Source organism: Azoarcus sp. DD4, assembly GCF_006496635.1.
In the GTDB taxonomy this organism is placed as follows: Bacteria; Pseudomonadota; Gammaproteobacteria; order Burkholderiales; family Rhodocyclaceae; genus Azoarcus.
In genome coordinates, this window is sequence record NZ_CP022958.1 from 2,780,496 (window position 1) to 2,804,964 (window position 24,469).

General features: G+C 67.5%; 23 protein-coding genes. 2 read left to right on the plus strand and 21 right to left on the minus strand.

The features are described from left to right. Window positions 1-16: 16 nt before the first annotated feature. From CJ010_RS12820 to CJ010_RS12880, 13 genes are all read right to left on the minus strand, one after another. Window positions 17-1,414: an amidase gene (locus tag CJ010_RS12820; protein ID WP_141018394.1), complete on the minus strand. Its 1,398-nt coding sequence runs from the start codon at window positions 1,412-1,414 to the stop codon at window positions 17-19. Then, window positions 1,411-2,283, minus strand: a complete 873-nt coding sequence (locus CJ010_RS12825; RefSeq protein WP_141018395.1) for an alpha/beta fold hydrolase — start codon at window positions 2,281-2,283, stop codon at window positions 1,411-1,413. The genes CJ010_RS12820 and CJ010_RS12825 overlap by 4 nt, the downstream gene beginning before the upstream one ends. Beyond that, window positions 2,280-3,020 carry an aspartate/glutamate racemase family protein gene (locus tag CJ010_RS12830; protein WP_240794356.1) on the minus strand — a complete coding sequence of 247 codons (741 nt, stop codon included), beginning with the start codon at window positions 3,018-3,020 and terminating at the stop codon, window positions 2,280-2,282. Before CJ010_RS12830 ends, CJ010_RS12825 begins: the two co-directional genes overlap by 4 nt. Window positions 3,021-3,241: 221 nt before the next feature. Beyond that, a complete protein-coding gene (locus CJ010_RS12835) occupies window positions 3,242-4,567 on the minus strand; it encodes a M20 family metallopeptidase (RefSeq protein WP_141018397.1) in 1,326 nt (441 codons plus the stop codon). Between the two features lie 23 nt (window positions 4,568-4,590). Then, window positions 4,591-5,613 carry a 2Fe-2S iron-sulfur cluster binding domain-containing protein gene (locus tag CJ010_RS12840; protein WP_141018398.1) on the minus strand — a complete coding sequence of 341 codons (1,023 nt, stop codon included), beginning with the start codon at window positions 5,611-5,613 and terminating at the stop codon, window positions 4,591-4,593. Window positions 5,614-5,913: 300 nt separating this feature from the next. Continuing rightward, window positions 5,914-7,254, minus strand: coding sequence for a Rieske 2Fe-2S domain-containing protein (locus tag CJ010_RS12845; RefSeq protein ID WP_141018399.1), 1,341 nt, complete (start codon window positions 7,252-7,254; stop codon window positions 5,914-5,916). A 172-nt stretch (window positions 7,255-7,426) separates the two neighbouring features. Then, window positions 7,427-7,951 carry a flavin reductase family protein gene (locus CJ010_RS12850; RefSeq protein ID WP_141018400.1) on the minus strand — a complete coding sequence of 175 codons (525 nt, stop codon included), beginning with the start codon at window positions 7,949-7,951 and terminating at the stop codon, window positions 7,427-7,429. After that, window positions 7,948-9,177 (minus strand): styrene monooxygenase/indole monooxygenase family protein, encoded by a 1,230-nt coding sequence (locus tag CJ010_RS12855; protein WP_141018401.1) that lies wholly within the window; start codon window positions 9,175-9,177, stop codon window positions 7,948-7,950. The genes CJ010_RS12850 and CJ010_RS12855 overlap by 4 nt, the downstream gene beginning before the upstream one ends. A gap of 158 nt (window positions 9,178-9,335) precedes the next feature. Beyond that, a complete protein-coding gene (locus CJ010_RS12860) occupies window positions 9,336-10,322 on the minus strand; it encodes an AraC family transcriptional regulator (RefSeq protein ID WP_141018402.1) in 987 nt (328 codons plus the stop codon). A gap of 101 nt (window positions 10,323-10,423) precedes the next feature. Beyond that, window positions 10,424-11,425, minus strand: coding sequence for an AraC family transcriptional regulator (locus CJ010_RS12865; protein WP_141018403.1), 1,002 nt, complete (start codon window positions 11,423-11,425; stop codon window positions 10,424-10,426). Between the two features lie 82 nt (window positions 11,426-11,507). Next, entirely contained in the window at window positions 11,508-12,392 is an 885-nt protein-coding gene (locus CJ010_RS12870) for a VOC family protein (protein ID WP_141018404.1), read from the minus strand. A gap of 23 nt (window positions 12,393-12,415) precedes the next feature. Continuing rightward, a complete protein-coding gene (locus tag CJ010_RS12875) occupies window positions 12,416-12,859 on the minus strand; it encodes a lipocalin-like domain-containing protein (protein ID WP_141018405.1) in 444 nt (147 codons plus the stop codon). Between the two features lie 29 nt (window positions 12,860-12,888). After that, window positions 12,889-13,743 carry an alpha/beta fold hydrolase gene (locus CJ010_RS12880; RefSeq protein ID WP_141018406.1) on the minus strand — a complete coding sequence of 285 codons (855 nt, stop codon included), beginning with the start codon at window positions 13,741-13,743 and terminating at the stop codon, window positions 12,889-12,891. Window positions 13,744-13,924: 181 nt separating this feature from the next. On the opposite strand from CJ010_RS12880, the gene CJ010_RS12885 reads away from it, so the two are divergent. Continuing rightward, complete coding sequence (locus CJ010_RS12885) at window positions 13,925-14,662, plus strand: FCD domain-containing protein (RefSeq protein WP_141018407.1); 738 nt, start codon at window positions 13,925-13,927, stop codon at window positions 14,660-14,662. 24 nt (window positions 14,663-14,686) lie between these two features. Here CJ010_RS12885 and CJ010_RS12890 read toward each other — a convergent pair whose 3' ends face one another. The 8 genes from CJ010_RS12890 to CJ010_RS12925 all read right to left on the minus strand — a co-directional run bounded on the left by CJ010_RS12890 (window position 14,687) and on the right by CJ010_RS12925 (window position 22,846). Continuing rightward, complete coding sequence (locus tag CJ010_RS12890) at window positions 14,687-15,220, minus strand: cupin domain-containing protein (RefSeq protein ID WP_141018408.1); 534 nt, start codon at window positions 15,218-15,220, stop codon at window positions 14,687-14,689. A 53-nt stretch (window positions 15,221-15,273) separates the two neighbouring features. Continuing rightward, on the minus strand, window positions 15,274-16,371 hold the full coding sequence (locus CJ010_RS12895; RefSeq protein ID WP_141020688.1) for an alcohol dehydrogenase catalytic domain-containing protein: 1,098 nt from the start codon (window positions 16,369-16,371) through the stop codon (window positions 15,274-15,276). A 138-nt stretch (window positions 16,372-16,509) separates the two neighbouring features. Beyond that, window positions 16,510-17,544, minus strand: a complete 1,035-nt coding sequence (gene dmpG / locus CJ010_RS12900; protein ID WP_141018409.1) for a 4-hydroxy-2-oxovalerate aldolase — start codon at window positions 17,542-17,544, stop codon at window positions 16,510-16,512. Window positions 17,545-17,558: 14 nt separating this feature from the next. Then, entirely contained in the window at window positions 17,559-18,479 is a 921-nt protein-coding gene (locus tag CJ010_RS12905; protein ID WP_065340438.1) for an acetaldehyde dehydrogenase (acetylating), read from the minus strand. 30 nt (window positions 18,480-18,509) lie between these two features. Beyond that, window positions 18,510-19,304 (minus strand): 2-keto-4-pentenoate hydratase, encoded by a 795-nt coding sequence (locus tag CJ010_RS12910; protein WP_141018410.1) that lies wholly within the window; start codon window positions 19,302-19,304, stop codon window positions 18,510-18,512. 54 nt (window positions 19,305-19,358) lie between these two features. Beyond that, window positions 19,359-20,312 (minus strand): 3-carboxyethylcatechol 2,3-dioxygenase, encoded by a 954-nt coding sequence (locus CJ010_RS12915; RefSeq protein WP_141018411.1) that lies wholly within the window; start codon window positions 20,310-20,312, stop codon window positions 19,359-19,361. A gap of 22 nt (window positions 20,313-20,334) precedes the next feature. Beyond that, a complete protein-coding gene (locus CJ010_RS12920) occupies window positions 20,335-21,231 on the minus strand; it encodes an alpha/beta fold hydrolase (protein WP_141018412.1) in 897 nt (298 codons plus the stop codon). Between the two features lie 274 nt (window positions 21,232-21,505). Then, window positions 21,506-22,846, minus strand: coding sequence for a Rieske 2Fe-2S domain-containing protein (locus CJ010_RS12925; protein ID WP_141018413.1), 1,341 nt, complete (start codon window positions 22,844-22,846; stop codon window positions 21,506-21,508). 467 nt (window positions 22,847-23,313) lie between these two features. On the opposite strand from CJ010_RS12925, the gene CJ010_RS12930 reads away from it, so the two are divergent. Then, window positions 23,314-24,090, plus strand: coding sequence for a cyclase family protein (locus CJ010_RS12930; protein ID WP_141018414.1), 777 nt, complete (start codon window positions 23,314-23,316; stop codon window positions 24,088-24,090). The last annotated feature ends 379 nt before the right edge of the window (window positions 24,091-24,469 follow it).

Below are 24,469 nucleotides of genomic sequence, written 5' to 3' on the forward strand. Positions count from 1 at the left end.
GTTGATCGGGCTGCATTCAGAGCGGCGGGTGGGTGCGGTGCCAGGCGGTAACCGCCTGCACCGCAGCGCCGGCGCGCAGCAGCGTGGCCTCGCCGCCCTTGCGGGCGATCAGCTGGCAGCCGAGCGGCATGCCGCCGGCGGTCAGGCCGCAGGGCAGCACCAGCGAGGGATGGCCGCTGACGTTGATCGGTGCGGTGTACTGGATCAGGCGCTGGTTGAGCTCAGGGCTCTGCGCCAGTTCGGCCAGGCGCTCGTGCGTCGGCGCGGCGAAGGGCTGAACCGGGGCGAGCAGCAGATCGATGCGGGCAAGCGCCTCGTCCATGCGGCCGGTGTAGTCGAGAGCGTCGAGCTGGGCGCGGTGGTAGGTCATGGCGTCGGCGGCGCGACCGACGTCGATCAGGCGGGCAAGCGCCGGACCGTATTCCGCCGCCCGGGCCGGGTAGGTGCGCGCGTGGGCGACCGCGGTCTGCACCCCGCACAGCAGTTCCCATGCGCCCGCGATGTGCCAGGACTCCGGCAGCGCGAGTTCGACGATCTCGGCGCCCTGCTCCGCCAGCGCGTCCAGCATGCGGGCGCAGCCGGCCAGCACTTCGGCATCCGAGCCGCGCGCGTTCCAGGCTGGGTCGACGCCGACCCGCAGCCCGGCGATGTCGGCGCGTGCTGGACTCGCCGGCAGGTCGGGCAGCGAGGTGGGATCGAGCCCATCGTGGCCGGCGATGGCGGCGTAGACCAGTGCCACGTCGCGCACGCTGCGCGCCATCGGTCCGACGTGATCGAGCGTGGGCGCGAGGGCGAACACGCCGTGACGGCTCACCCTGCCCCAGCCCGGTTTGAGGCCCGACAGTCCGTTGGCGGCTGCGGGGAAGCGGATCGAGCCGCCGGTGTCGGTGCCGAGCGCGGCGAAGCACAGGCCGGCCGCGGTCGCCACGCCCGAGCCGCTCGACGAGGCGCCGGTCCAGTGCTCCGCGCCCCAGGGATTGACCGGCGGCACCAGCGTCGGATGGTGGGTGGCGAAGGCGCCCTCGGTCATCTGCAGCTTGCCCAGGATTACCGCACCGGCCTCGCGCAGGCGGCGCACCACGGTGGCGTCCTCGTCCGGCACGAAGTCGGCGAATACCGTGGTGCCGGCCGCGGTGACGGTGCCGCGCGTCCAGAACAGATCCTTCACCGCCACCGGCACGCCGTGCAGCGGACCGCGATAGCGTCCGGCGGCAATCTCGGCCTCGGCCTGCGTGGCGGTCTGCAGCGCCTCGTCTTCCATCAAGCGCGCATAGGCATGCAGGCGGCCGTCGAGTGCGCGGATGCGGCCGAACATGTGCCGCGTGAGCTCGACCGGCGACACCGCCCGCTCGCGCAGCAGGGTCGCGACTTCGGCGAGTTCGAGATCGTGCAGGCCGCCGACCTTCCCGTTCATGTGGCGTAGCCTCCGAGGAAGGCGAGCGCGGCGGCGTTGAACTCGTCAGGCCGCTCGGTCTGCAGGTGGTGGGCGGCGTTGCCGACGACATGCAGGCGTCCGTCGGCGAAGCGGTTGAGCATCAGCATCGGCACGTCGACGCCGCCGAACCAGTCGTGCAGGCCCCAGAAGATCATGGTGGGCACCTTCACCTGCGGCAGCAGCGCGGTGAGGTCCTCGGGCTGGCCGAAGAAGCCTGGCGTTTTCAACAGCTGGAGGAAGGCCGGATTGATGCTGGCCTCGTAGCGCAGGCGCACGTTCTCGTCGTCGACGCGGCGGTCGTCGTGGAATTCGAGCCGGGCGATCAGCGCGCGCATCTTCTCCAGGCTGGGCCCGCCGCTGTCGCGGAAGTAGTCGGGGAAGATGCCGCGGGCGTGCTTGCTGGCGAGCGGCAGCGGATCGATGACGCCGTGGGCGACCGGCTGCGAGCCGATCAGCACCATGCGGCCGATGCGCTCGCCGTGGTCCACGGCGAGGCGGATCGCGACGCAGCCGCCGAAGCTCTGGTTCACCAGGTGGGCGCGGGCGATGCCGAGCGCGTCCATGAAGCCGAGCAGCTTCTGTGCGTGCCAGCTGAACACCGGCCCGTCGACCACCACCATGTCCGACTTGCCGTACTGCGGCAGGTCGAGGAAGTAGCAGCGGTGATGACGCGAGAAGGCTTGTGCGGACAGGCGGAAGTTGCTCCAGCCGGTGCTGCCCGGTCCGCCGCCGTGGGTGAAGATCACCGGAAGGCCATCCTGCGGGCCGTCGATCTCCAGGTAATGCAGGCGCAGGCCGTCGACGGTGACGAAGCGGCTCTCGGGTGTGGGTGTGGCTTGCGTGCTCATGCATTCACCTCGCTGTGTGCGGCGTAGAAGGCGCCGTCCTTGATGGTTTCGGGAGACGGATAGGCGAGCTTGCTGTGGGCGAGGCCGAGGTCGAGGAAGAGCTCGCACAGCTTGTAGGCGACCACGCCCGGGTTGAGCACCGGCACCGGCAGGCAGGCGGCGAGGTGGGCGTGCGACTGGTGCATGGTGGTGGAGCCGAGCACGATCACGTCGGCGCCGTCGCGAACGATGGCATCCCGCGCGACCTCCTCCAGCTTGCCGAACACGACCTCTTCCTTGCCCGACAACAGCGCGGCGGCGTCCGGCCGCACGTCGATCGAACGGATCGAGGCAAGCCGCGATTCCAGTCCGTATTCCTTGATGGTCTTGCGATACAGCGGATACCAGCGCGGCCACATGGTGAGGATGGAGAAGCGGTGGCCGAGCATCGCGGCGAGGTGAAAGGCGCTCTGTCCCGGCGCCAGCACCGGGATGGACAGCCGCGCCCGCAGCGCGGCGAGGCCGGAATCGCTGACGGTGTTGATGCACACCGCGTCGAAGCCTTCGTCCTGCGCGCGCATGCCGGCCTCGATCACCGCCATCTCCATGATGGCCATGTCGTAGTAGCTGTCGGCCAGCGTCATCACCCGGCCGGCACCGACGAATTCGACCTCGATGTCGGGCCGGCGCACGCCCGGCGGGAGCTGGGATTCCACCATAGGCCGGGTGGCGTCGCTCATCGGGACGGGGAAGATCATTTTGATTCTTCTGGGCATTGGGGGGCTCCGGTGGGGGGCGTTTGGGGTTCTTCCCCCTCCCCTTCAAGGGGAGGGTTGGGGTGGGGATGGGGTTTGCGCGGCCCCCTCGCCTGCCCACCGACGAAGCGAAGCGCTTGGCTTGGTAGGGCGATGGGATTGGGCCCCGCGGTGGACCAAACCCCATCCCCACCCCGCCCTCCCCTTGAAGGGGAGGGAGAAAACTACAACCCCAACTCCTCTCTCCCCCGCGTCAGCGTGTCGATCACCACGTACATGATCTTTCTCGCGCACGGCAGCAGGTCCGGCACATAGGTCGCTCCCATGCCGCCCAGCCCCTCGGCGACCGGTTCCGTCGCGCCCTGCGCCGGCCACGGCCAGCCGATGCGTGCGGTCGGCACGCCGTAGCGGCGCAGCGCGGTGCCGTCGGTCTGGCCGCCGAGCAGGTCGGGCACGCCATGCGGGCGGCCTTCGATGTGCTCCCAGCCGCGGCGCGCCGACTGGATCACCCAGTTGCCCTCGTCGGTGGTGCCGCCGGGGACGGAGCCGTACATCTCCCAATCCAGCTTCAGCTCGGGACGGCGGGATTGCAGGTCGGCGACGAAGGCGGCGAACTGGGCCTTCACGTCGGCCGGGGTGGTGCGCGGGTTGATGCGCACGTCGAAGAAGATCTCGGTGACGGCGGACGGGAAGGCGGCACGTTCCGGGTCGCCCGAGCGCACGCCGGAGATCCAGCCGTGCGGCGCGACCACGCCGGAGGTGTTGCACTCGGCGTAGCCGACCAGCCAGCGCTCCAGCTCCTCGATGACCGCCGCGGCCGGTACCACCGAGCTGCGGAAACCCGGCGTGCCGCGCGGCACACCGGCGTAGCCGAGGGTGCCGTGCACCCGCAGCTTGAACCAGCCCATGCCGGGCTCTTCGTGATAGACCCAGTTCCACGGCTTCATCACCACCGCGAAGTCGGCTGCCGCGCCGCGGTTGAGCAGATGCAGCACGCCGTTGGACATGCCCGCGTGCTGGCGTGCGGAGATATCCACCGGCATGCCGCCGTCGGCCATGCCGACCAGCAGGTCTCCGCGCAACGGGATACCGGACTCGACCACCGCGGTGGCGATCTCGGTGAGCGTGGCGACCATGGCCTTGGGGTTCGACGACCCCAGGCCATAGACCCAGTCGCCGACCAGCTTGGCGCGCGGTTGCATGTCGGCGTCGGTGGCGCCGCCGGTCCACTCGCGTTCGGCGTCGTCGCAGTCCAGATGGGTGTCGATCGGCGCGTACAGCATCAGCGCCGCCCCGCCGCCGCTGCCGCGGTATTCGGCGAGCACGTTGCCGCTGGTCTCGGTCATCGGCATGTAGCGCGACTTGAGACCGGCCTGGCGCAGCCGTGCAGCCATGAACTCGCTGGCGGCGCGCGCCATGCCGGTGGGGCTGTGGATGTCGGTGATCGAGAACAGCAGCTGCTTCAGCCGCTCCGCGTCGATGCGGGCGCAGGCCTGTTCGTACCACTCTTGGTGTTGTCCGGAAAACGGGACGGGCGTGGTTTGGCTCATCGGTATTGGGCTCCGGGTCGGGTTCAATTGCTGGGGACGAACTGCTCGCTGAAGATGTTTTCCGGCGCCACGCCCAGCTCGGTCAGGCGCCGGGTCGCCGCGTCTATCATTCCCTGCGGGCCGCACAGGTAGGCCACGGTGTCCGGGTCGCGCACATCGGCGGCGGTCAGCGCGGATACCGGGCTGCCTTCGTGGAAGTCGCCCTTGCTGTCGCGGTCGACGCAGACGCGCGTCTCCAGCGTCGGCAGCCACTGGCGGCGCAGTTCGAGTTCGTCGAGGTAGAACAGCACGTCGGGCGTCGCGCAGCCGAACGAAAGCAGCATCGGCGGCTTGCGCCCGCCGAGCTGGCGGACGCGGTCGATCATGGACAGCACCGGCGCAAGTCCCGTCCCGCCGGCGACGAAGATGTGCGGCGCACGGCGCTTCTCGCGCAGGAAGAAGGCGCCGTAGGGGCCCTTGATGCGCACCACGTCGTCGACCTTGGCGCCGCAGGTCAGCCAGGAGGTCATCGCACCCTGCGGCAGCAGCCGGATCAGCAGATCCAGCCGCGGCAGGTCGGCTTCGGTGCTGACCGGCGAATAGCTGCGCAGCACGCCGACGCCCGGTACTTCCACCTGGATGAACTGGCCCGGGCGGCAGGCGAGCCAGCTGCCTTCGGCGAGTTCGAGCGAGAGCTTGACGACGTTGGAGGCGATCGGCTCGATGGCATTGACGAAGGCATGGGCCTCGACCACCGGCTGGGCGCCCTCCTCGCTGCCGTAGCCGAGTTCGAAGGTGCAATCGCCCCTGGGCTGGGTCACGCACAGCAGGCGCTGGCCGGCGGCGAACTCGCTCGCCAGTAGGGTCGAACTCGATCCGGGACGCGGCAGCGCCTCGCCCTCGACGAGATGGGACAGACAGCTGGAACAACTGCCGGAGCGGCACTGGTGCAGCAGCGGCACGCCGGCGGCCAGCGCCGCGTCGAGCACGGTCTGCTCCGCACCGACTTCAAGCGCGCGGATGGCGCCGTCGGCGAAGCGGAGCTTGACGGTATGGGTGGCGGTCATGTGGGCTCTCTGGGGGTCTGTTGTGTTATTGGCAAAGGCGCCGTGGGCGCTTCCCTTCAAGGAGACGATGGAGCGCGCTGTGGTTTTGTCCCCTCCCCTTCAAGGGGGTGAAGCGGGGGTTTCGGCAAACATCGTTTGCCACCCGCTGAACGACGGAGCGCAGCGGAGGCTCCTGGGTCAGGGTGGGGATGGGGCTTGGTTCAGCGCGGCGACGAACCCCATCCCCCTCCTCACCTCCCCCTTTGAAGGGGGAGGGACAGAACCGCGCTCCCCTTGAAGGGGAGGGAGTGACGGCGCGGCTCAGTCCTCGATCTTGTCCACGAAGTAGCCGGGCGGTTTGCCCTCGGCGGTGTCCTTGAAGCGGATGCTGTGTGTCTTGACCGCGCCGGCGACGCCCTTGCCGGGCTTGGCGATGCCGCGGTTCCAGCGCGAGGCGAGCTTGCGCCAGGTGATGGGGGAGATGTCGGTGGCAACGAGTTGCTCGTCGTCCCAGCCGGTGCCGTCGGCGTAGAAGTTCTGCATGGCCTCGCGGGCGTAGAGGTCGCAGTCGTTGAAGCCGTGCAGGCACAGCGGCTTGTAGACGCGCTCGAACTTGTAATCGAAGTCGCCGCGCGCCTTCTCGGTGGGGCAGACTTTGACGATCACCTCCCAGTACTCGTGCAGGTCGTCGGTGATGGGCACGTACCACTCGTACTGCACCATGTGCTCGCCGGGCCAGTTCTCGACCATGAGCACGCCGGGCAGTACCACCGAGGTGCGGTAGAAGCGGCCATTGAGGCCCTCGACCTTGAGGCCGAGCTCCTTGTTCTCGAGCACCGGGGCCCACTTGTCGGTGAAGAGCCACTGCATCATGCCCTTGGGGCCCTTTTCATCCTCGACCACGGTGATGCAGTCGTCCGCGGTGGGCAGGATGCCCAGCGGCAGCACCCAGTCCATCGCATGGACGATGGTGTTGTCCTTGTGGACCAGGATGTGGGCGTTGTCGAAGCCGTTCTCACAGGCGATGCGCCAGTTGCCGTAGCCGGTGCGGTGCATGCCGAGCGCGACCGCGTTGTCGTCGAGGAGACTCGGGGCGGCGGGCCACAGCGGATGCGGGAAGCGCTTGCTGTTCTCGGGGAAGCGGAACGGCAGGTCGTCGGCGAGCGGGGGCACGTCCGAATCCGGGAAACCGTCCTCGCGCACGAAGACGAAGACCATGCCGGCCACCTCTTCGGTGGGGTAGCTGGTGATGCCGGTGGTGCCCACCAGCTTGTCGTCGGGGTTGGCGACGATGGTGGAGAGCTTGCCGTCCTTCAGATCGAAGGTGAAGCCGTGATACCAGCACGAGATGGTCTTCTTGTTGAAGCACATCGGCTTTTCAGAGAGGCGCACGCCGCGGTGCAGGCACTGGTCCTTCAAGGCGAACACCTTGCCGTCGACCCGGCGCAGCACGATGGGGATGCCGCAGATCTGGATGCCCTTGACCTCGTCCTCGGCGAGCTCCTTGCTGAACACGGCCGGGTACCAGTGGTTGATGAAGCCCCAGGCGGCGTCCTTGTAGGGCTGGTACTGGCTCTGGGTGCGGGCATTGTTGACCCGCGCGTCGCTGATGGCGTGGCCGGGCGACACTGTGCGCCGGCGAATGATCGGTTGGTCTGACATCTGTCGATCTCCTGCGTCTGTCGGGGCACGGCCCCGGTTGGCGGATGCATTGCGCGCTCCGGCGGGCGGACTGCGCTGCGGTGGAAGTCATCCTAGGGAGCGCCCGCCACCGGCGCGCTCCCTTCCCTTCCTCGTTTATCCCGTCAGTGCAAAAAACGCTGACGGGGCCGGGTCAAGCGGTGGCCTCGGTCTGGAGCGCGGCGTAGCGCCCGCGGTGGAAGACGAGCGGCGGCGCCGGTCCGTCCGACTCCCGGACGCGCAGCACCCGCCCCACCAGGATCAGGTGATCGCCGCCTTCGTAGCGATGCTCGACCGCGCATTCGAAGAGCACCGGCACGTCCGGCAGCAGCGGCACACCGTCGTAGCCGGAAGCGAGCGCCAGCCCGCCGAACTTGTCGCTGGTGGCACGCGCGAAGCGGTCGGACAAGCCCCGTTGTGCTGCACCGAGCACATGGACGGCGAAGTGGCCGGCGGCGGCGAAGGCGGGATAGCTGTAGGCGTTGCGGGCCACGCTCCACAGCACCAGCGGCGGCGACAGCGACACCGTGTTGAAGCTGCTGGCGGTGACGCCGACAGGACTGCCGTCCGTATTCCGGGTGGTGACGATGGTGACGCCGGTGGCGAAATGGCCGAAGGCGCGGCGCAGCGCCGCCTGCTCCATCGCCGCCGGTTCGGCCAGGGGCGCAGCGGCGCTCATGCCGGTTGGGCGAAGGTTTCGAGCAGGCGGTCGGCCTCCGCTTCGTCGTAGTACCAGGGCGCGAGGCTGCGCGGATCGTCGAACGCGTTGGCGACCTTCGCCGCCAGCTCGGGGTTGCAGCCGCAGGCGCCGAACACCTTCAGCAACTGGGGCGGCGGCGGCAGCAGGTGGGTGTTGGTGAAGCGCGCCACCCACTGGGCGTAGTCCCAGTAGCGCTCGAAGGTCTGCTGCATCCAGGCAGCGTCGAAAGTGCGCTCGCCGTGCGCGAGGATGGCGTCCAGGTAAAGCATCGTGCACTTGCTGGCGTTGTTGGAACCCTGCCCGGTGATCGGATCGTTGAGCACCAGTACATCGGCCATGCCGAGCACCTTGCGGCCCGAGGGCAGCGCACCGATGGGCTTGCGCACCGTGGGCGGGATGCGCCCGACCAAGGTGCCGAGATCGTCGGTGAGCCGCAGCTCGCCACAGCGCGGTGCCTCCCAGGGGAAGAAGCGGTGGATCAGTTCGACCGCGAGTTCGAGATGCTCGGCCGGCGTCGACACCTCGTTCCAGCGGTCCATCGGGCCACCCGGAATGCATTCCAGGTTGATGATGTCGCAGGCACCGGAGAGCGTCAGCGCCGGGAAGTTCACATACTCGCCAATGCCCGGATTGATGCTGATGTTGAGCGCCGAGTAGTCGCTGCGCGGTTTCATCCCGTGCACATAGGTGAGCGAGATGGTGCGCATCGGCCGGTCGAAGGTGCTGCGTTCGGCGTCGCGCTCGAAGAGCTGGCCGATCTCGCCCTTGCCGCTCGCGACCAGCACCAGGTCGGACGCCTCCGCGTAGCGTTCGAGCGCGGCGAGATCCGCCTCCTCGATCATCAGTTGGCCGCCGCGGCGTTCGAATTCGCGCATCCACGCGGGCATCTTGATGCGCTGGTCCACCGACTGGCCGGGGGCGGCCATCGGCGAGCGCCAATCGATCAGGGTCTGGCCCTCGCTGTTGCCGGCGCGCATGTGCACCCCGGTGATCGGCGGACAGCTATCGTCCCACCAGGCCAGGCCGAGGTCGCGTTCGTACCCGACGGCCATGTCGTACATGGACTGGCTGGACATCACCCTGCCGCGGGCGATTTCTTCGGCGCTGCGGTTGGAAACGAGCGTGACGTGGTAACCCTTGGAGAGCAGTCCGAAGCCGAGCTGAAGCCCGGCCTGGCCTGCCCCGATGATGGTGATCTTGCGCATCTGCCTATGCTCCGTCGTGGGTTCGCTGGAAGTCTTCGTGACTGAAGACGCCTGCAATTTGACGTAGCGCGGCAGTGCGCAATATGCGCGGAGTGCAGCCGACGTGCACAGACTGCGAAAATCTTTGAAATCAGACGGTTGGCACCACCGTGGTGCATTCAGGCGCGGCGCGCCATGGTCTCGCGCGGATGCTCGCCATAGCGGCGGCGATAGTCGGCGGCAAAGCGGCCGAGCTGGAAGAAGCCCCAGTAGGTGGCAATGGCGGTGACGCTGGAAGGGCGGACCGGGTCGAGCAGGTCCGCCCTCGCCCGTTCCATGCGCAGCTCGCGCAGGTAGCGCATCGGGCTGACCCCGAGGAACTTGCGGAAACCCTCGTACAGGGTGCGCCCGCTGACGCCGACCTGAGCGGCGAGCGACTCCACCGTGATCGGCTGTTCGGGGCAACTGCGCATGTAGTCTTCCGCCTGCCGTACATGCCTCGGCAGCACCGTGCGCGCCGCACAGGCGCCTTCCCGGGTGAAACTGCCTGGCAACCAGTTGAGCGCGGTGGTGAGCAGCAGCTGTTCGATGTGGTTGCGCACCAGTGCCTGATCGGCGAGCGCGCTGTTGCCGCGCAGCTCGGTGAAGAGGTGCTGCGCGGTGTTTACCCAGCTGCGTGCCATCGGCGAATCGAGGTCGACGAGGTTGTCGAAGGCCACGGCACCGCCGAGTTCGCGCCCCGCGATCGCGGAGGCATGGCGTTCGAGCGCGTCACGGTCGATGCGCACGACGAACTTGCTGCAGTCGGCACTCCAGTTCATGTCCAGCCGGCTGTCCGGAGCATGGATGGTGGCGTGGCGCGCATCGCTGCTCAGCTCGGTGCCGTCGACGTGCAGCCTGTCGTAGCCGGAGACAGGTACCTGCACGAGGAAGAATGACTGCAGGCTGCCAGGTGCAACCCTGACTTCGGCGCCGTATTGCATGTGGCTGAAGCTGAGCGCGCCGACGCGCTGATGGACCTGCCGGTAGTCGAGCCGCTCGCCGCCGCGCACCTGTTCCAGTCGATGGTCGCAATAGATGCCGGCGACGATCTGGCGGGTCTCGTCGAGATCGTGGGAGCAGTAGATGGCCGATGCCCGTTCGGCCTGTTCGTGTCCGTCGGTCATGCCCGCCACCCCTGCCCCTCTCATCGATCCGGCTCCGCTTGCCCCTTCTTCTCATGGCAAGCAGTCATCGTGCCCGTCCGCCGCGACGCGTCGCGGGGTGCTTATCGCGCCAGCGTTTCCGACGGGCTTTCGCCGAAGCGCCGCTTGTAATCGGTGGTGAAATGGCCGAGATGGCCGAAGCCCCACTGGTAAGCGGCGGCGGTCACCGTGCTGCGCCCCGATTCGGCGCGCAGCAGGTGTTCGCGCACCCGGTTGAGGCGGGTTTCCTTCAGGTAGAGCATCGGCGAGGTGTTGCGGTACTTGCGAAAGCCGGTGTAGAGCGAGCGGCTGCTGACACCCACGTGCTCGGCAATCTCGCAGACGGTGATCGGCTCGTGCGCATGCTCCTCGATGAACTGCTCCGCCCGGCGCACGAAGGCGGGCGTGACGGTGCGGGTGTCTTCGTGCAGCGAGGCGGAATAGTTGTTCTGCTGGCACACCAGCAGCATGGTTACGACCATCTGCTCGATCTGCGCCGACAGCAGTGGCGAGGCCGGGCTGCTGTCGTCGTGCAGGTTCTCCAGCAGCCAGGCGATGGTGCGCATCCAGCGTGCGCCGCCGGCGGAATCGAGTGGCATCGCGGTGTCGAACTCGATCTGGCGCTGCAGCGGGCGGCCGAGGTGCTGGCTGCACTGGCGCTCCAGCAGATCGCGATCGACCCGCAGGATCAGCTTTTCGGTGCGCTCGCCGTGCCGGATGCGCACGGGTCTGTGGGCATTGAGCACGGTTCCGGTGGTCGGCGACGACCAGGTCGCGTCGTCGCCGCTATCGATGCGCTCGCCACCGCACAGCGGCATCTGCACCAGGTAGAAGGTGTCGAGCTGGCCCGGCGCGATGGTGACCTCGCCGCCGTAGCTCATGCGGCCGATGCCTATGCCCTTGAGCTTGCGGTAGTACATGTGTGCATCCACCGGCTTGCGCGCATCCAGGCTGCGCAGTTCGTTCTCGCAGAAGACCCGCGTGCCCCAGCGCCTGGCCTCTTCGAGGTCGCGCGTCTGGAAGCGTTCGAAACTCGGCAGTACGGCATGGTCGTTGCGACCGGCATCCCATGCATGCAATTCCACGTCAGACTCCTCGGTTCTCTCTGTGGGGAGGCGCCCTGCCCGCCTGCCGCGGGTCTTCGGCCGGCGTCCGCCCCCGCTTCGATCAGGTGTTCAAGTGCTGATGACCCCAGGCGCTGGTGACGTCGTAGGTCCGCACTTCATGACTGTCCTCATCCACTTCCAGCCCGCCCCAGCCGTATTCGATCTGCGCGCCCGACGGGCTCTGCACGTAGAACGAGAACATGCGGTCGTTGATGTGCCGGCCCAGTGCCCGGGTCTGCTTCGCCCCGTGGCGATGGACGCGGTCGAGCGCGCGGCCGACGTCGTCGAACTCGCGTACCTGCAGCATCAGGTGGCCCAGCCGGCGTCCGATGGGAAGATAACCGATGGCGAGGCTGTGGTGACGTTCGTTACAGCGCATGAAGACGAAGTCGCCTTTGCGGCCGCCGTAGTCGGCGGTGGATACGTAGTCGCTGGTGACGAAGCCGAGCAGCCGGCAATAGAAGTCGTGCACCTCGGCGACGTTCTCGACCACCAGCATCACATGCCCCAGGCCCTGACCGTCGGTGACGAACCCGCCATGCGCGACCGGGGCGTGGAAGGGATGCTGCGGCCGCATCAGCGAGCCGCAGCAGAGCTCGACAGCCAGGCCGGCGGGGTCGTCGAAGCAACGCAGCGCCTGCACGCCGCGCGCCTTGCAGGCCTCCGGCGTGCCGACCCGCACGGCGTGGCCGGCTGCTTCCAGGCGCCGGTGTATCGCTTCGAGGTCGGCCAGATTGTCCACCTCCAGCCCGAGCACGACGATGTCGTTGCGCGCCCCGCGGCTGAGATGGATACGCCAGGGGCGGTCATCCACCCGCAGACGCGCCTCGGCCTCGTTGCTGCCCGCCACCACTTCGCACGCCAGCACCTCGCGGCCGAAGTCCGTCCATGCGGCCACATCCTCGGTCTCGATCTGGATGTAGGCCAGCCGTTTCACCTGAGCCATCTTTGTCGTCTCCCCCTGCTCGTTCAGGCGCGGTCGTTTGCCGCGCGTCGCCATGCGAGGATCGCGGTGCGCGCCTCGCTCGTTCCTTCTTCGATGCGCGCCACCAGTGTGATGCCGTCGTCGCCCGTGCGCGTGACCTTGCGGCGCTGCGCCGTGCCCTGCCAGTTGGGGAAAATGCATTGCTGGATGTGGTGGGTGACGGTTTCGCCATCGAAGCTGTAGCGCCCCGCGTAGGTCAGGTACTCGTCGTAGGCCTTGGCCTTGTCGGCATCGGCCGCGTCCCACTGGCCGCCGGTGGTGAACGGCGTGCGCGGCTTGCGCGAGATCACGCAGAACATCGCGTCCGAGTCGCGGCTGTAGTCGATGAAACCTTCCAGCGACTCGCCAAACGGATGCACGCAGCGCCCGTCGTCGTATTCCTGCCGCCAGGAGACGATCTCCCAGCGCCCTTCGATTCCCTTCGTCATCGTTCTTCCTTCAGGTCTGCTTGTGGAATTCAGGCGAGCGCCAGCGGTTCGCCGCCGCCAGCTTCGTCGAGGAAATCGCCCACCAGGCGGATGAAGCGCGCAGCCTGCTCGATCTGCGTCCAGTGGCCGCAACGGCCGAAAACGTGCAGCTGGGCGCGCGGGATCAGGCCGGCCAGCGCCACCGAACTCGCGAGCGGAATGACGCGGTCTTCGCGCCCATGCACCAGCAGGGTTTCGTGCGGGATGCGGCGCAGCTCGTCCTCGGCGCTGGCCAGCGATTCCACCCAGCGTTGCCGCGGCGCCGGGAACATCGCGGCGAAGGCTTCCTGGAAGCCGGGCTGGATGCTCGCCTCGTAGCGCAGGCGGGCGAGGTCGTCGGTGATCAGGCTGCGGTTGTAGGCGAAGATGTCGAGGATGCGGCGCATGTTGTCGGGCGAAGGCTCGTAGCCCCACACCGCGTCCAGCCCCTCGGTGAGCGGGAAGTCGAGACCGGCGCTACCCATCAGCACGAGGCGGCGGATGCGCTTGGGGTGACGGATCGCGAGCTTGAGCGCGAGCGCTCCGCCGAAGGAGTTGCCGACGATGTCGGCCTGAGGCAGATCGAGCGCGTCGAGCAGGCCGATCGCCTGCGCCACCCAGGCATCGACGTCGTAGCGCTGGCCGGGCTTACGTTCGGTGAAGCCGAAGCCGAGCATGTCGGGAATCACCACGCGCCGCTTCTCGGCGAGCGGGTTCATCACCGTGCGCCAGTTCACGTAGCCGCTCACGCCCGGACCGGAGCCGTGAATCATCAGCACCGGGAAGCCTTTCCCGAGGTCGTGGTAGTTGGTGCGCACCGAGTCGATCTCGATGCTGCGTCCGATTTCAGGGTTGCTCTGGGTCATCCATCCGCTCCTCAGGGATCTGCCCGCCGCCGGCCGTGGAGGTGGCAGGCGTGTCGTTCAAACTCGCATTTAATCTCGAGATTTAATTTATAAATAAATTTTTAATTAGATTGTCTTTTGTTTGAAGTGTTGTCAACAACGAGTGTTATGATTTTTCACCCAACCACACGCCTCCCCGACGATGCCGCTCGAATCCCTACTCGCTGCCAGCGCTTCCGCCACTGAAGCACCGCCCTCGACCCTCATCGAGGCCGCCTACCGCCACATCCGGCGCGACATCGTGCTCGGCGTGCACGCGCCGGGAGAGCGGCTGCGCATCGAGCAACTCAAGGGGCGTTATGCGGCAAGTTCCGGGACGCTGCGCGAGGCGCTCGCGCTGCTGGTGTCCGATGCGCTGGTGGTGGCGCAGGGGCAGCGCGGTTTCTCGGTCGCGCCGATGTCGCTGGCCGACCTGACCGACCTGTCCTATGTGCGTTCGCTGGTGGAAGCCGAGGCCGCCCGCCAGAGCCTTGTGCACGGCGACGACGACTGGGAGGCGCGCCTGGTCAGTACCTTCCACAAGCTCACGCGCACGGAAGAACGGCTCGCCGCCCGTACCGCCGATGTCTATGAGGAGTGGGAGCTGCGCAACTTCGAGTTCCACGAAGCGCTGGTGTCCGCCTGCGGCTCCCCTCGCCTGCTGAGCCTGCGTGCGATGCTGCACCTGCAGGCCGAGCGCTACCGGCGCCTGTCGGCGCTACGCGGTCCGCGGCCGGGCTCGGTGCATAGCGAACACGAACAGATCTTCAAACTCGCGCTGGCGCGCAAGGGGCCCGAACTGGCCGAGGTGATCCGTCAGCACGTGCGCCGCTCGCTGGATGTGATCCGCGACAGCGGCCTGCTCAACGAACATACGGAAGGCGACGGAGAGGCCGCCTGAGCCTCGCCGCCTGTTCGTCGGTCGTCAGCGCCCGGCCGCGCCGATCAGGGTGAAGAACATCCGCGCCGGTGCCTCGCTGCGATTGCGCCAGGCGTGGCGGGTGCCGCGCTGGACGACGACGTCGCCCTGGCGCAGCTGGCGGGTGACGCCGTTGTCCAGCTCCAGCCAGATCTCGCCTTCGATCACCACGCCGTAGTCGATCGTGTCGGAGCGGTGAAAGCCGGGCGCATCAGGTTCGAAGCACTCGGCGAGGCCGGGCAGCCGCTCCGCGTATTCGCCCGCGGCTGCGACCGGGTCGAAATCGGCATCCAGCCCGCTGTCGGGCGGAAAGCTCACCAGCAAGGCCGTGGTACCGCCGGGCACCGGCAGCACCGATGCCGCAAGGGCACCGGCATCGTCGCCGCGGGGCTCGATGGCGGGCGCGGCGCCGGTGCGCCACACGATGCCCACCTCGAAGCCGGGCGTATGGCGGAAGGCGCCGCCGGGCGGCGGGCCGTCGTAGAGGATTTCGGAATGGCCGGCACTGTCGTGGCCGGTCACGATGCGGTTTGCAGGCATGGGGTGTCCTCGGGTGTGGCGGGCCGGCCGGTGCTGCACCGGCCCGCTGCGCATCAGCGGTGCGCGATGTGGAAGTTGGTGAAGCCGTTGGCCTGGGTCTGGATGTCCTCCAGCGCTTCGTTCAGGCGCTCCAGTGCATAGGGGCGCGCCTCGAGCACGTCGAGATCCACCTGGCCGGACGCGATCATCGCCACCATCTCGTCACCCTCGGCCGCGGTAAACCACAGCGAGCCGATGTACTGGAGTTGGGCGCACATGAAGGGATGCGGATCGATCGGGATGGGCCCGGCGACGCCGCCGATCTGCACGATGCGCCCGCCGCGCGCGACCGCCTGCATCGCGTCCACCGACAGTTCCGCCGGCGCCTTGGCGCCGAGGGTGTCGAGCATGGCGTCCACCCCGCCGGGGACGAGTTCGCGCACCCGCGGATGGATGGCGCTACCGTCGAGCTGCACCGGCACCACGCGCTGCGGGTCGATCTGCACCAGGCGGTCGAGCAGATTGCGGTCGCGCGCCACCACCACCACCCGAGCCGCGCCGAAGGCGAGCGCGAGCAGCGCGGCGCCCACGCCCAGGGTGCCGGTGGCACCGAGGATCAGAACGCTTTGCCCGGGCCGCAAGCCGGACTTGCGCAGCGCCGAGTAGGCCGTTCCCATGTAGCCGAAGCGGGCTGCCTGGACGGTGCCGACACTGTCGGGCAGGCGGACCAGGTTGGCGACCGGCGCTGTCATGTACTCGGCGTAGCCGGCGTAGGGATAGCGCTCGAACAGCGCCTGCGAGCCCTGGCCGAAACCGAAGTAGCCCATGAAGGTATAGGCGTCGCAACGGGTCGGCTCGCCCTGCTTGCAGTAGCGGCATTCGCCGCAGGACAAGCCCGGGTTCACATACACCCGGTCGCCGGGGCGGACGGACCTGACGCCCTCGCCGACGGCAGCGACCGTGCCCGCGGCGTCCAGCCCGAAGATGGCGGGCAGCGCCGGCAGCGGCAGGAAGGGATACCAACTGGGGAAATGCGTCACCACGTTGCGCAGGTTGGGAATCACGCCGCAGGCTTCGACCCGCACCAGCACGTCATGCGGCCCAGGCGTCGGCACCGGAAGCTCGTCGATGGAAAAGCTGCCGCCGATCTCGTGCAGGCGGGCTGCCCTCATTGTTTTCACTGTCTCGTCCTCCTTGGGTGTCGGCCGCGCTGACGGGGCGGCCGGGCCGTCTTTGTCCGCAGGGGTGCGCCGGCTGCATCTCGTGACGCGGCCGGAACCGGGCTTGTCGGTTGGAACTGCCGGGCGGCGTCAGGCTGTTGCCGGCGTGCGCGCCTTCGCCAGCGTGATGGCGGTGTCCTCGATCATGTCCTCCTGGCCGCCGACCATGCCGCGCCGGCCCATCTCGACCAGGATCTCGCGCGCCGGCACGCCGTACTTCTTCTCGGCCCGCTTGGCAAACAGCAGGAAGGAGCCGTACACGCCGGCGTAGCCCAGCGTCAGCGCATCGCGGTCGATGCGGATCGGGAAGTCCATGATCGGCACCACGAGGTCCTCGGCGACGTCCTGGATCCTGAAGACATCGACGCCGGTCTCGATCCCCATCAGGTCGCACACCGCGATCAGCACCTCCATCGGCGTGTTGCCCGCGCCGGCGCCCAGACCCGCGGCGGCGGCGTCGATGCGGGTCGCACCCGCTTCGATCGCGGCGATGCTGTTGGCGACGCCCATCGCGAGGTTGTGGTGGCCGTGGAAGCCGAGTTCGGTTTCGGGTTTCAAGGCAGCACGGACCGCGCCGATGCGCGCCTTCACCGTGTCGGGCAGCAGGTGACCGGCCGAGTCGGTGACGTAGATGCAGTTGGCGCCATAGCTCTCCATCAGCTTCGCCTGCTGCACCAGCCCTTCCGGCGTGTTCATGTGCGCCATCATCAGAAAGCCCACGGTGTCCATGCCGAGCTTTCGGGCGTAACTGATGTGCTGCTCGGAGACATCGGCTTCGGTGCAGTGGGTGGCGACGCGGATGGTGTTCACCCCGAGTTCATGCGCCATCTTCAAGTGATCGACGGTGCCGATGCCCGGCAGCAGCAGCGCCGAGACCTTGGCCTGCTTCATCAGCGGGATCACCGCGCCGAGGTATTCCTCGTCGGTGTGCGCCGGAAAGCCGTAGTTCACCGAGCTGCCGCCCAGGCCGTCGCCGTGGGTGACTTCGATCAGCGGGATGCCCGCTTGGTCGAGCCCTTGGGCGATGGTCTTCATCTGCTCCAGCGTCATCAGGTGGCGCTTGGGATGCATGCCGTCCCTGAGCGTCATGTCGTGAACGGTGATGCGTTTGCCGCGAAGGTCCATGGTTTTCTCCTGATTCAAGCCAGCACGGCGCGGTTGGATTCGAGGGTGAGACGGCCGGCGAGGATTTCCTCGGCGAACATCTCGGCGGTGCGGGCACCGGCGGCGGTCATGATGTCGAGGTTGCCGGCGTACTTCGGCAGGTAGTCGCCCAGGCCTTCGACCTCCAGATAGATCGACACCCGGTTGCCGTCGAAGACCGGGCCATTGACCAGCTTGTAGCCCGGCACGTACTTCTGGACCTCGCGGATCATCGCGTGGATGGAGTCGGTGATCTTCTGCTGGTCGGGCTCGGTCTCGGTCAGGCAATGCACCGTGTCGCGCATGATCAGCGGCGGCTCGGCGGGGTTGAGGATGATGATGGCCTTGCCGACCTTGGCCCCGCCCACCTTCTCGACCGCGCCGGCGGTGGTGCGGGTGAATTCGTCGATGTTCTTGCGGGTGCCGGGGCCGGCGGATTTCGACGACACGGTGGCGACGATCTCGCCGTATTTCACCGGCTGCACCCGGCTCACCGCGGCGACCATCGGGATGGTGGCCTGGCCGCCGCAGGTGACCATGTTCACGTTCATTTCGCCCCGGCCGACGTGGTCCTTGAGGTTCACCGGCGGCACGCAGAAGGGGCCGATGGCCGCGGGCGTCAAGTCGATCATCAGCACGCCCAGTTCATTGAGCTTGCGGCTGTTCTCGGCATGCACATAGGCGGAAGTCGCGTCGAAGGCGATCTGCACGCCGTCGGCCTTCACATGGGGCAAGAGGCCGTCGACACCGTCGGCGGTGGTTTTCAGCCCGAGTTCGCGGGCACGCGCCAGGCCTTCGGAGGCGGCGTCGATACCGACCATCCACACCGGCTCCAGCACCGGGCTGCGCTTCAGTTTGTAGAGCAGATCGGTGCCGATGTTGCCCGGGCCGATCAGCGCGCATTTGATCTTGTTCATTCGTTCTCTCCGTGGGAATGCGGTTCTCGTTCAGTCGAAGGCTGCCTCGACGTGGCCGAGTCCTTCGATATCGACGAGGAAGCGTTGCGGCCGCTGCGGATCGACGGCGACCATCGGTCCGAGCGCGCCGGTGAGCACGATGTCGCCGGCCTGCAGCGGCTGGCCGACGCGGACCAGCATGTCGGCCAGCCAGACCGCGGCATTGAGCGGGTTGCCGAGGCAGGCGCGGGCATTGCCTTCGGACACCACGCGGTCGCCCTCGCTCATGCGCATCGCGCAGCGGCCGATGTCGAAAGCCCCTGGCCGCACCGGATTGCCGCCGAGCACGAAGAGGCCGGACGAGGCGTTGTCGGCGATGGTGTCGAACAGACTGATGCGCCAGTCGGCGATGCGGCTGTCGACGATCTCGACCGCCGGCAGGCAGAAATCGATCGCCTGCAGGATGTCGGCGTATGTGTGGCGTTCGCGTTCCAGCGGCCGGCCCAGCACGAAGGCGATCTCCGCTTCCACCTTGGGCTGGATCAGCCGGCCACGCGCCACCGGCTCGGCGTCGCCCACCGCCATGTCGGCGAACAGCATGCCGAAGTCGGGTTGATCGACGCCGAGCTGGCGCTGCACCGCCGGCGAGGTCAGGCCGATCTTGCGGCCGACCAGCCGGCGGCCGCCTTCGAGCGCGCGGCGCGTGTTGTGCGCCTGGATGGCGTAGGCGTTTTCCATCGACGCGTCGGCAATACGTTCGCGCAGCGGCGGAATCGGGTTGCGCCGGGCGGCAGCGGTGTGCAGCAACTCGGCGGCGGCTGCGATCTCGTTCGATTCGAGGGGCATCTGATTTTCCTTTTGGCTGTTCCGAAGGCGTCGTTTCGCGCCGCGGCGGTGTTGTCAGCGAGCGTGGCCGCGGCCTGACATGGCGCCGAAACCGGCCAGCCACTCTGGAATGGCGCGGTAGTAGCGCTCGCGGGCATCCCAGTTGCCGCCGGTGGCGGCGTCCATCGCAGCGGTGGCGGCGACCCAGGTCTTGAGTTCGTGGGCGGAGGCGCCGGCAGCGACGCTGACCTCGTCGTTGCGGTAGGCGTCGACCGCCGCCCAGTCGCTGGCGCACAGGCGCTTAATCAGTGCGCGGTCCCAGTCGGGATTGAGCGGACGCAGCTCGCTGTCGCCGGTGGCGAAGGCGCGAGCTGCAGCCACCGTGCGCTGCTGGCGTGCCTCGCGCGCCTCCGGGGTGGGATTGCGCCCGGCGACGATGCGCTCGATCACCACCGGGTCGGTGGTGGTGGCGATCTGCGGGATCGGCGGGTTGTGCGACATGCCGCCCGAGGCGACGAAGAGCGCGCGCTGGCCGCGCTCGCGCGCGAATTCGCCGACCGCCGCGCCGAGCAGTCGTGCACGGCGGAAGGTCGCCAGCGGCGGCGCCACCGCGTTGATCATGATCGGCACCACCGGGTAGCGCGCCAGCCCACCGAGGACTTCGACGAGGGTCTGGGCGAAGCCGTGGTCGACCTGCATGCGGTAGGAGAAGGCGAGATCGATCTCGTGCGCGATCACCGCCGCGGCACAGGCTTCGGCCAGCGCGCGCGGAACCTGGAGCGGCCCTTTCGGCGTCTGGTAGTCGCCCACCGAGCTGGCCTCGATGCCGAGGCAGAACTGCGGCATCAGGTCGAGGAAGAAGCCGTTGTAATGGTCCGGCGCAAACAGGTACACGACCTCGGGATCGAAAGCTTCGACCTCCTCGCGCACCGCGGCGGTCAGCGCCGCCACCTCCGCGACGACCTCGGCCGCCGGGTCGAAATAGCCCTTCAGGGGCGTATGCGACATACACTGCAGCATCGCGCTCATTGTTGTGTCTCCTCCGTGGCGATCAGCGGGTGACGGGCATGGCTTCGGGCACCTTGCCGCCGAGCAGGAAGGCCAGATGGATGCGGTTGAAGACTTGCGGGTCCTCGAACTGCGGCCAGTGCCCGCAACCCTCCATCACGGTGAACAGCGCGCCCGGGATCATCGATGCGATGCGGCGGCCTTCCGTGACGCTGGCGGTGGGGTCGTGAGAGGTCCACAGCACCAGGGTCGGCGCCGCGATGCGGGCGTAGTCTTCCTCCCGCAGCAGGTTGCGCAGGCGGGTCTCCATGTCCTGCAGCACCATGTTGTGCTTCATCGCCTGCGCCATCCCCGGCCGCGCGTAGATGGCCTGGCGGGTGGCGATCAGGTCGTCGTAGGCCTTGGTCTTGTCGGCCATCAGCCATTCGACGCGGGCCTTGATGAAGTCCCAGGTCGGGTCGGTGGCCGCCTGCATCGACAGGGTCTTGAGGCGGTCCATGACTACCGGGTCGGCCTGCGAGCCGCCGGCGGTATTGAGCACCAGGCGGTCGACGCGGTCGGGATGGTCGATCGCCATGCGCGCGGCGACCCAGCCGCCCAGCGATTCCCCGGAAAAGCTGGCGCGTTCGATCCGCTGTGCGTCCATGAAGCGCAGCAGGTGGTCGATGTAAGCGGGAATCTCGAGGTCGCGGGTGGCGAGGTCGGTCCAGCCGTGGCCGATCATGTCGATCGCCCAGGCGGAGAAATGGTGCCCGTGCGACTTGAGGTTGCGGACGTAGGCCTCGGCATGCCCACCGACGCCGTGCAGCAAGATGAGCGCGGGGGCGGCACGGTCGCCGCAGTGCAGGTAGCGGGTGTTGATGCCACCGGCGTCGGTCCAGCCCTGGCTGAAACTGGTCTGTCTGAGCTCGGCCCAGATGCTTTGGTAGGAGGTTTGCACGATTGGGGCTCCGGGGGGATGAGGACGGGGAGATGGGCGGAGGGCTTTCTCGCCTTCAAAAGGGGGACGACAGGCTCGGCGAGCATGGTTTGCCATCGGGCGAAGGAAGGTGCCAAGCAGAGGTGAACGCTGGGGACCGAGTCGGTTTTGTCCCCTCCCCTTCAAGGGGAGGGCTAGGGTGGGGATGGGGTCAGAGGGTTGAGTTCAGCGCCGCGACCAACCCCATCCCCACCCCCGCCCTCCCCTTGAAGGGGAGGGAGTAAGCCGCGCCCGCTCAGTCCTCGATCTGCTCCACGAAGTACCCCGGCGGTTTCCCCGCGGCCGTCTCCTTGAAGCGGATGCTGTGGGTCTTGACCGCGCCGGCGACGCCCTTGCCGGGCTTGGCGATGCCGCGGTTCCAGCGCGAGGCGAGCTTGCGCCAGGTGATGGGGGAGATGTCGGTGGCAACGAGTTGCTCGTCGTCCCAGCCGGTGCCGTCGGCGTAGAAGTTCTGCATGGCCTCGCGGGCGTAGAGGTCGCAGTCGTTGAAGCCGTGCAGGCACAGCGGCTTGTAGACGCGCTCGAACTTGTAATCGAAGTCGCCGCGCGCCTTCTCGGTGGGGCAGACTTTGACGATCACCTCCCAGTACTCGTGCAGGTCGTCGGTGATGGGCACGTACCACTCGTACTGCACCATGTGCTCGCCGGGCCAGTTCTCGACCATGAGCACGCCGGGCAGTACCACCGAGGTGCGGTAGAAGCGGCCATTGAGGCCCTCGACCTTGAGGCCGAGCTCCTTGTTCTCGAGCACCGGGGCCCACTTGTCGGTGAAGAGCCACTGCATCATGCCCTTGGGGCCCTTTTCATCCTCGACCACGGTGATGCAGTCGTCCGCGGTGGGCAGGATGCCCAGCGGCAGCACCCAGTCCATCGCATGGACGATGGTGTTGTCCTTGTGGACCAGGATGTGGGCGTTGTCGAAGCCGTTCTCACAGGCGATGCGCCAGTTGCCGTAGCCGGTGCGGTGCATGCCGAGCGCGACCGCGTTGTCGTCGAGGAGACTCGGGGCGGCGGGCCACAGCGGATGCGGGAAGCGCTCGCTGTTCTCGGGGAAGCGGAACGGCAGGTCGTCGGCGAGCGGGGGCACGTCCGAATCCGGGAAACCGTCCTCGCGCACGAAGACGAAGACCATGCCGGCCACCTCTTCGGTGGGGTAGCTGGTGATGCCGGTGGTGCCCACCAGCTTGTCGTCGGGGTTGGCGACGATGGTGGAGAGCTTGCCGTCCTTCAGATCGAAGGTGAAGCCGTGATACCAGCACGAGATGGTCTTCTTGTTGAAGCACATCGGCTTTTCAGAGAGGCGCACGCCGCGGTGCAGGCACTGGTCCTTCAAGGCGAACACCTTGCCGTCGACCCGGCGCAGCACGATGGGGATGCCGCAGATCTGGATGCCCTTGACCTCGTCCTCGGCGAGCTCCTTGCTGAACACGGCCGGGTACCAGTGGTTGATGAAGCCCCAGGCGGCGTCCTTGTAGGGCTGGTACTGGCTCTGGGTGCGGGCATTGTTGACCCGCGCGTCGCTGATGGCGTGGCCGGGCGACACTGTGCGCCGGCGAATGATCGGTTGGTCTGACATCTGTCGATCTCCTGCGTCTGTCGGGGCACGGCCCCGGTTGGCGGATGCATTGCGCGCTCCGGCGGGCGGACTGCGCTGCGGTGGAAGTCATCCTAGGGAGCGCCCGCCACCGGCGCGCTCCCTTCCCTTCCTCGTTTATCCCGTCAGTGCAAAAAACGCTGACGGGGGAGCAGAGGCGCGGCGGTACGCGGTGTGGAGACGGTGGGCAAGGCCGAGCGCGCCAAGTACGCGCTCGCCGCGGCGGATGGAAAACGCCCGGTCCGGCGGGGGAGACGGGTCAGAGAAGGACCGCGCCGGCGCCGTTCGGCCAAATATGCCGTTGGTGGATAGTGGTCTGCGGAAACGGGATAGTCGCCTTGGGCCGAAAGCCCTAGCCTCGAATAAAGCATGCAGGAACGCGACTGACGCGCCGGTTCGAAGCCGCGTCGGCGGCCCTGCGCCCTTCCGCCGACTCCAGGAGAACACCGATGTCTTCACTTGCCACATTCGCCGCCGACCTGGCTCTGGGCCGCATCCGCGTGGTCGACCTGACGCAGACGCTCAAGCCGGAATTCCCGACCATTCCGCTGCCGCCGCAGTTCGGCCAGTGCGCCCCCTTCACCATTGAGGAGGTGTCGCGCTACGACGAACGCGGTCCGGCCTGGTACTGGAACAACTTCGCCTGCAACGAGCACACCGGCACCCACTTCGATGCGCCGGTGCACTGGGTTACGGGCAAGGACCTGCCCAACAACGCCGTCGACACCATCCCTGTACAGAACTTCATCGCGCCGGCCTGCGTGATCGACTGCAGCGCCGAGGTGGCCGCCGATCCCGACTTTCTGCTGACGGTCGAGTTCGTCCAGGCCTGGGAAGAGAAGCACGGCCGTATTCCGGCACGCGCGTGGGTGCTGATGCGCACCGACTGGTCGAAGCAGCCGACGCCGGAGGCCTACCTCAACGCCAAGGAAGACGGCATGCATACGCCCGGCCCGGACGCCGGCGTGGTGCAGTGGCTGATCGAGGCTCGCGACGTGTGCGGCTTTGGCGTGGAGGCGATCGGCACCGATGCCGGCCAGTCCTTCAAGTGGGAAACGCCCTTCCCCTGCCACTACTACATGCACGGCAACAACCGCTACGGTCTGCAGTGCCTAACCAACCTGGACCAGCTGCCGCCGCAGGGCGCGGTGATCCTGGCTGCACCGCTGAAGATCCGCAATGGCTCGGGCAGTCCGCTGCGTGTGCTGGCGCTGATCGAATCCTGATTTTCCCGCGGACCGCTTCCGGTCTGCGACTCCGTGGTTTCCCGCCCCGGACGGGCACCCGTTTCACCCTCTCCTGCCCGTCCCTTCTCTTGCCCGGCAACCCTGGTTGCCGGGCATTTTTTTATTGGAGGATTAGCTATGCTAATGCATTAATTTGGTGCAATGGCCCGCGAAGTATGTGCGGACGCAGCATGGAAATACCCCGTTTCCCTGTCGATACAAGACTTTTTCAAGGCACCTGAATGGTGCATTTGCGCACCAGAATGGAACTGCTAGTGCGATGATTTTTCATGGTATTTTTGGCATTCCATGAAATTTCATCTTTTCCATTGACAGCGGAAATGTTCATTTCTAAAGTAGTTACCAGAGCGTAGATTTC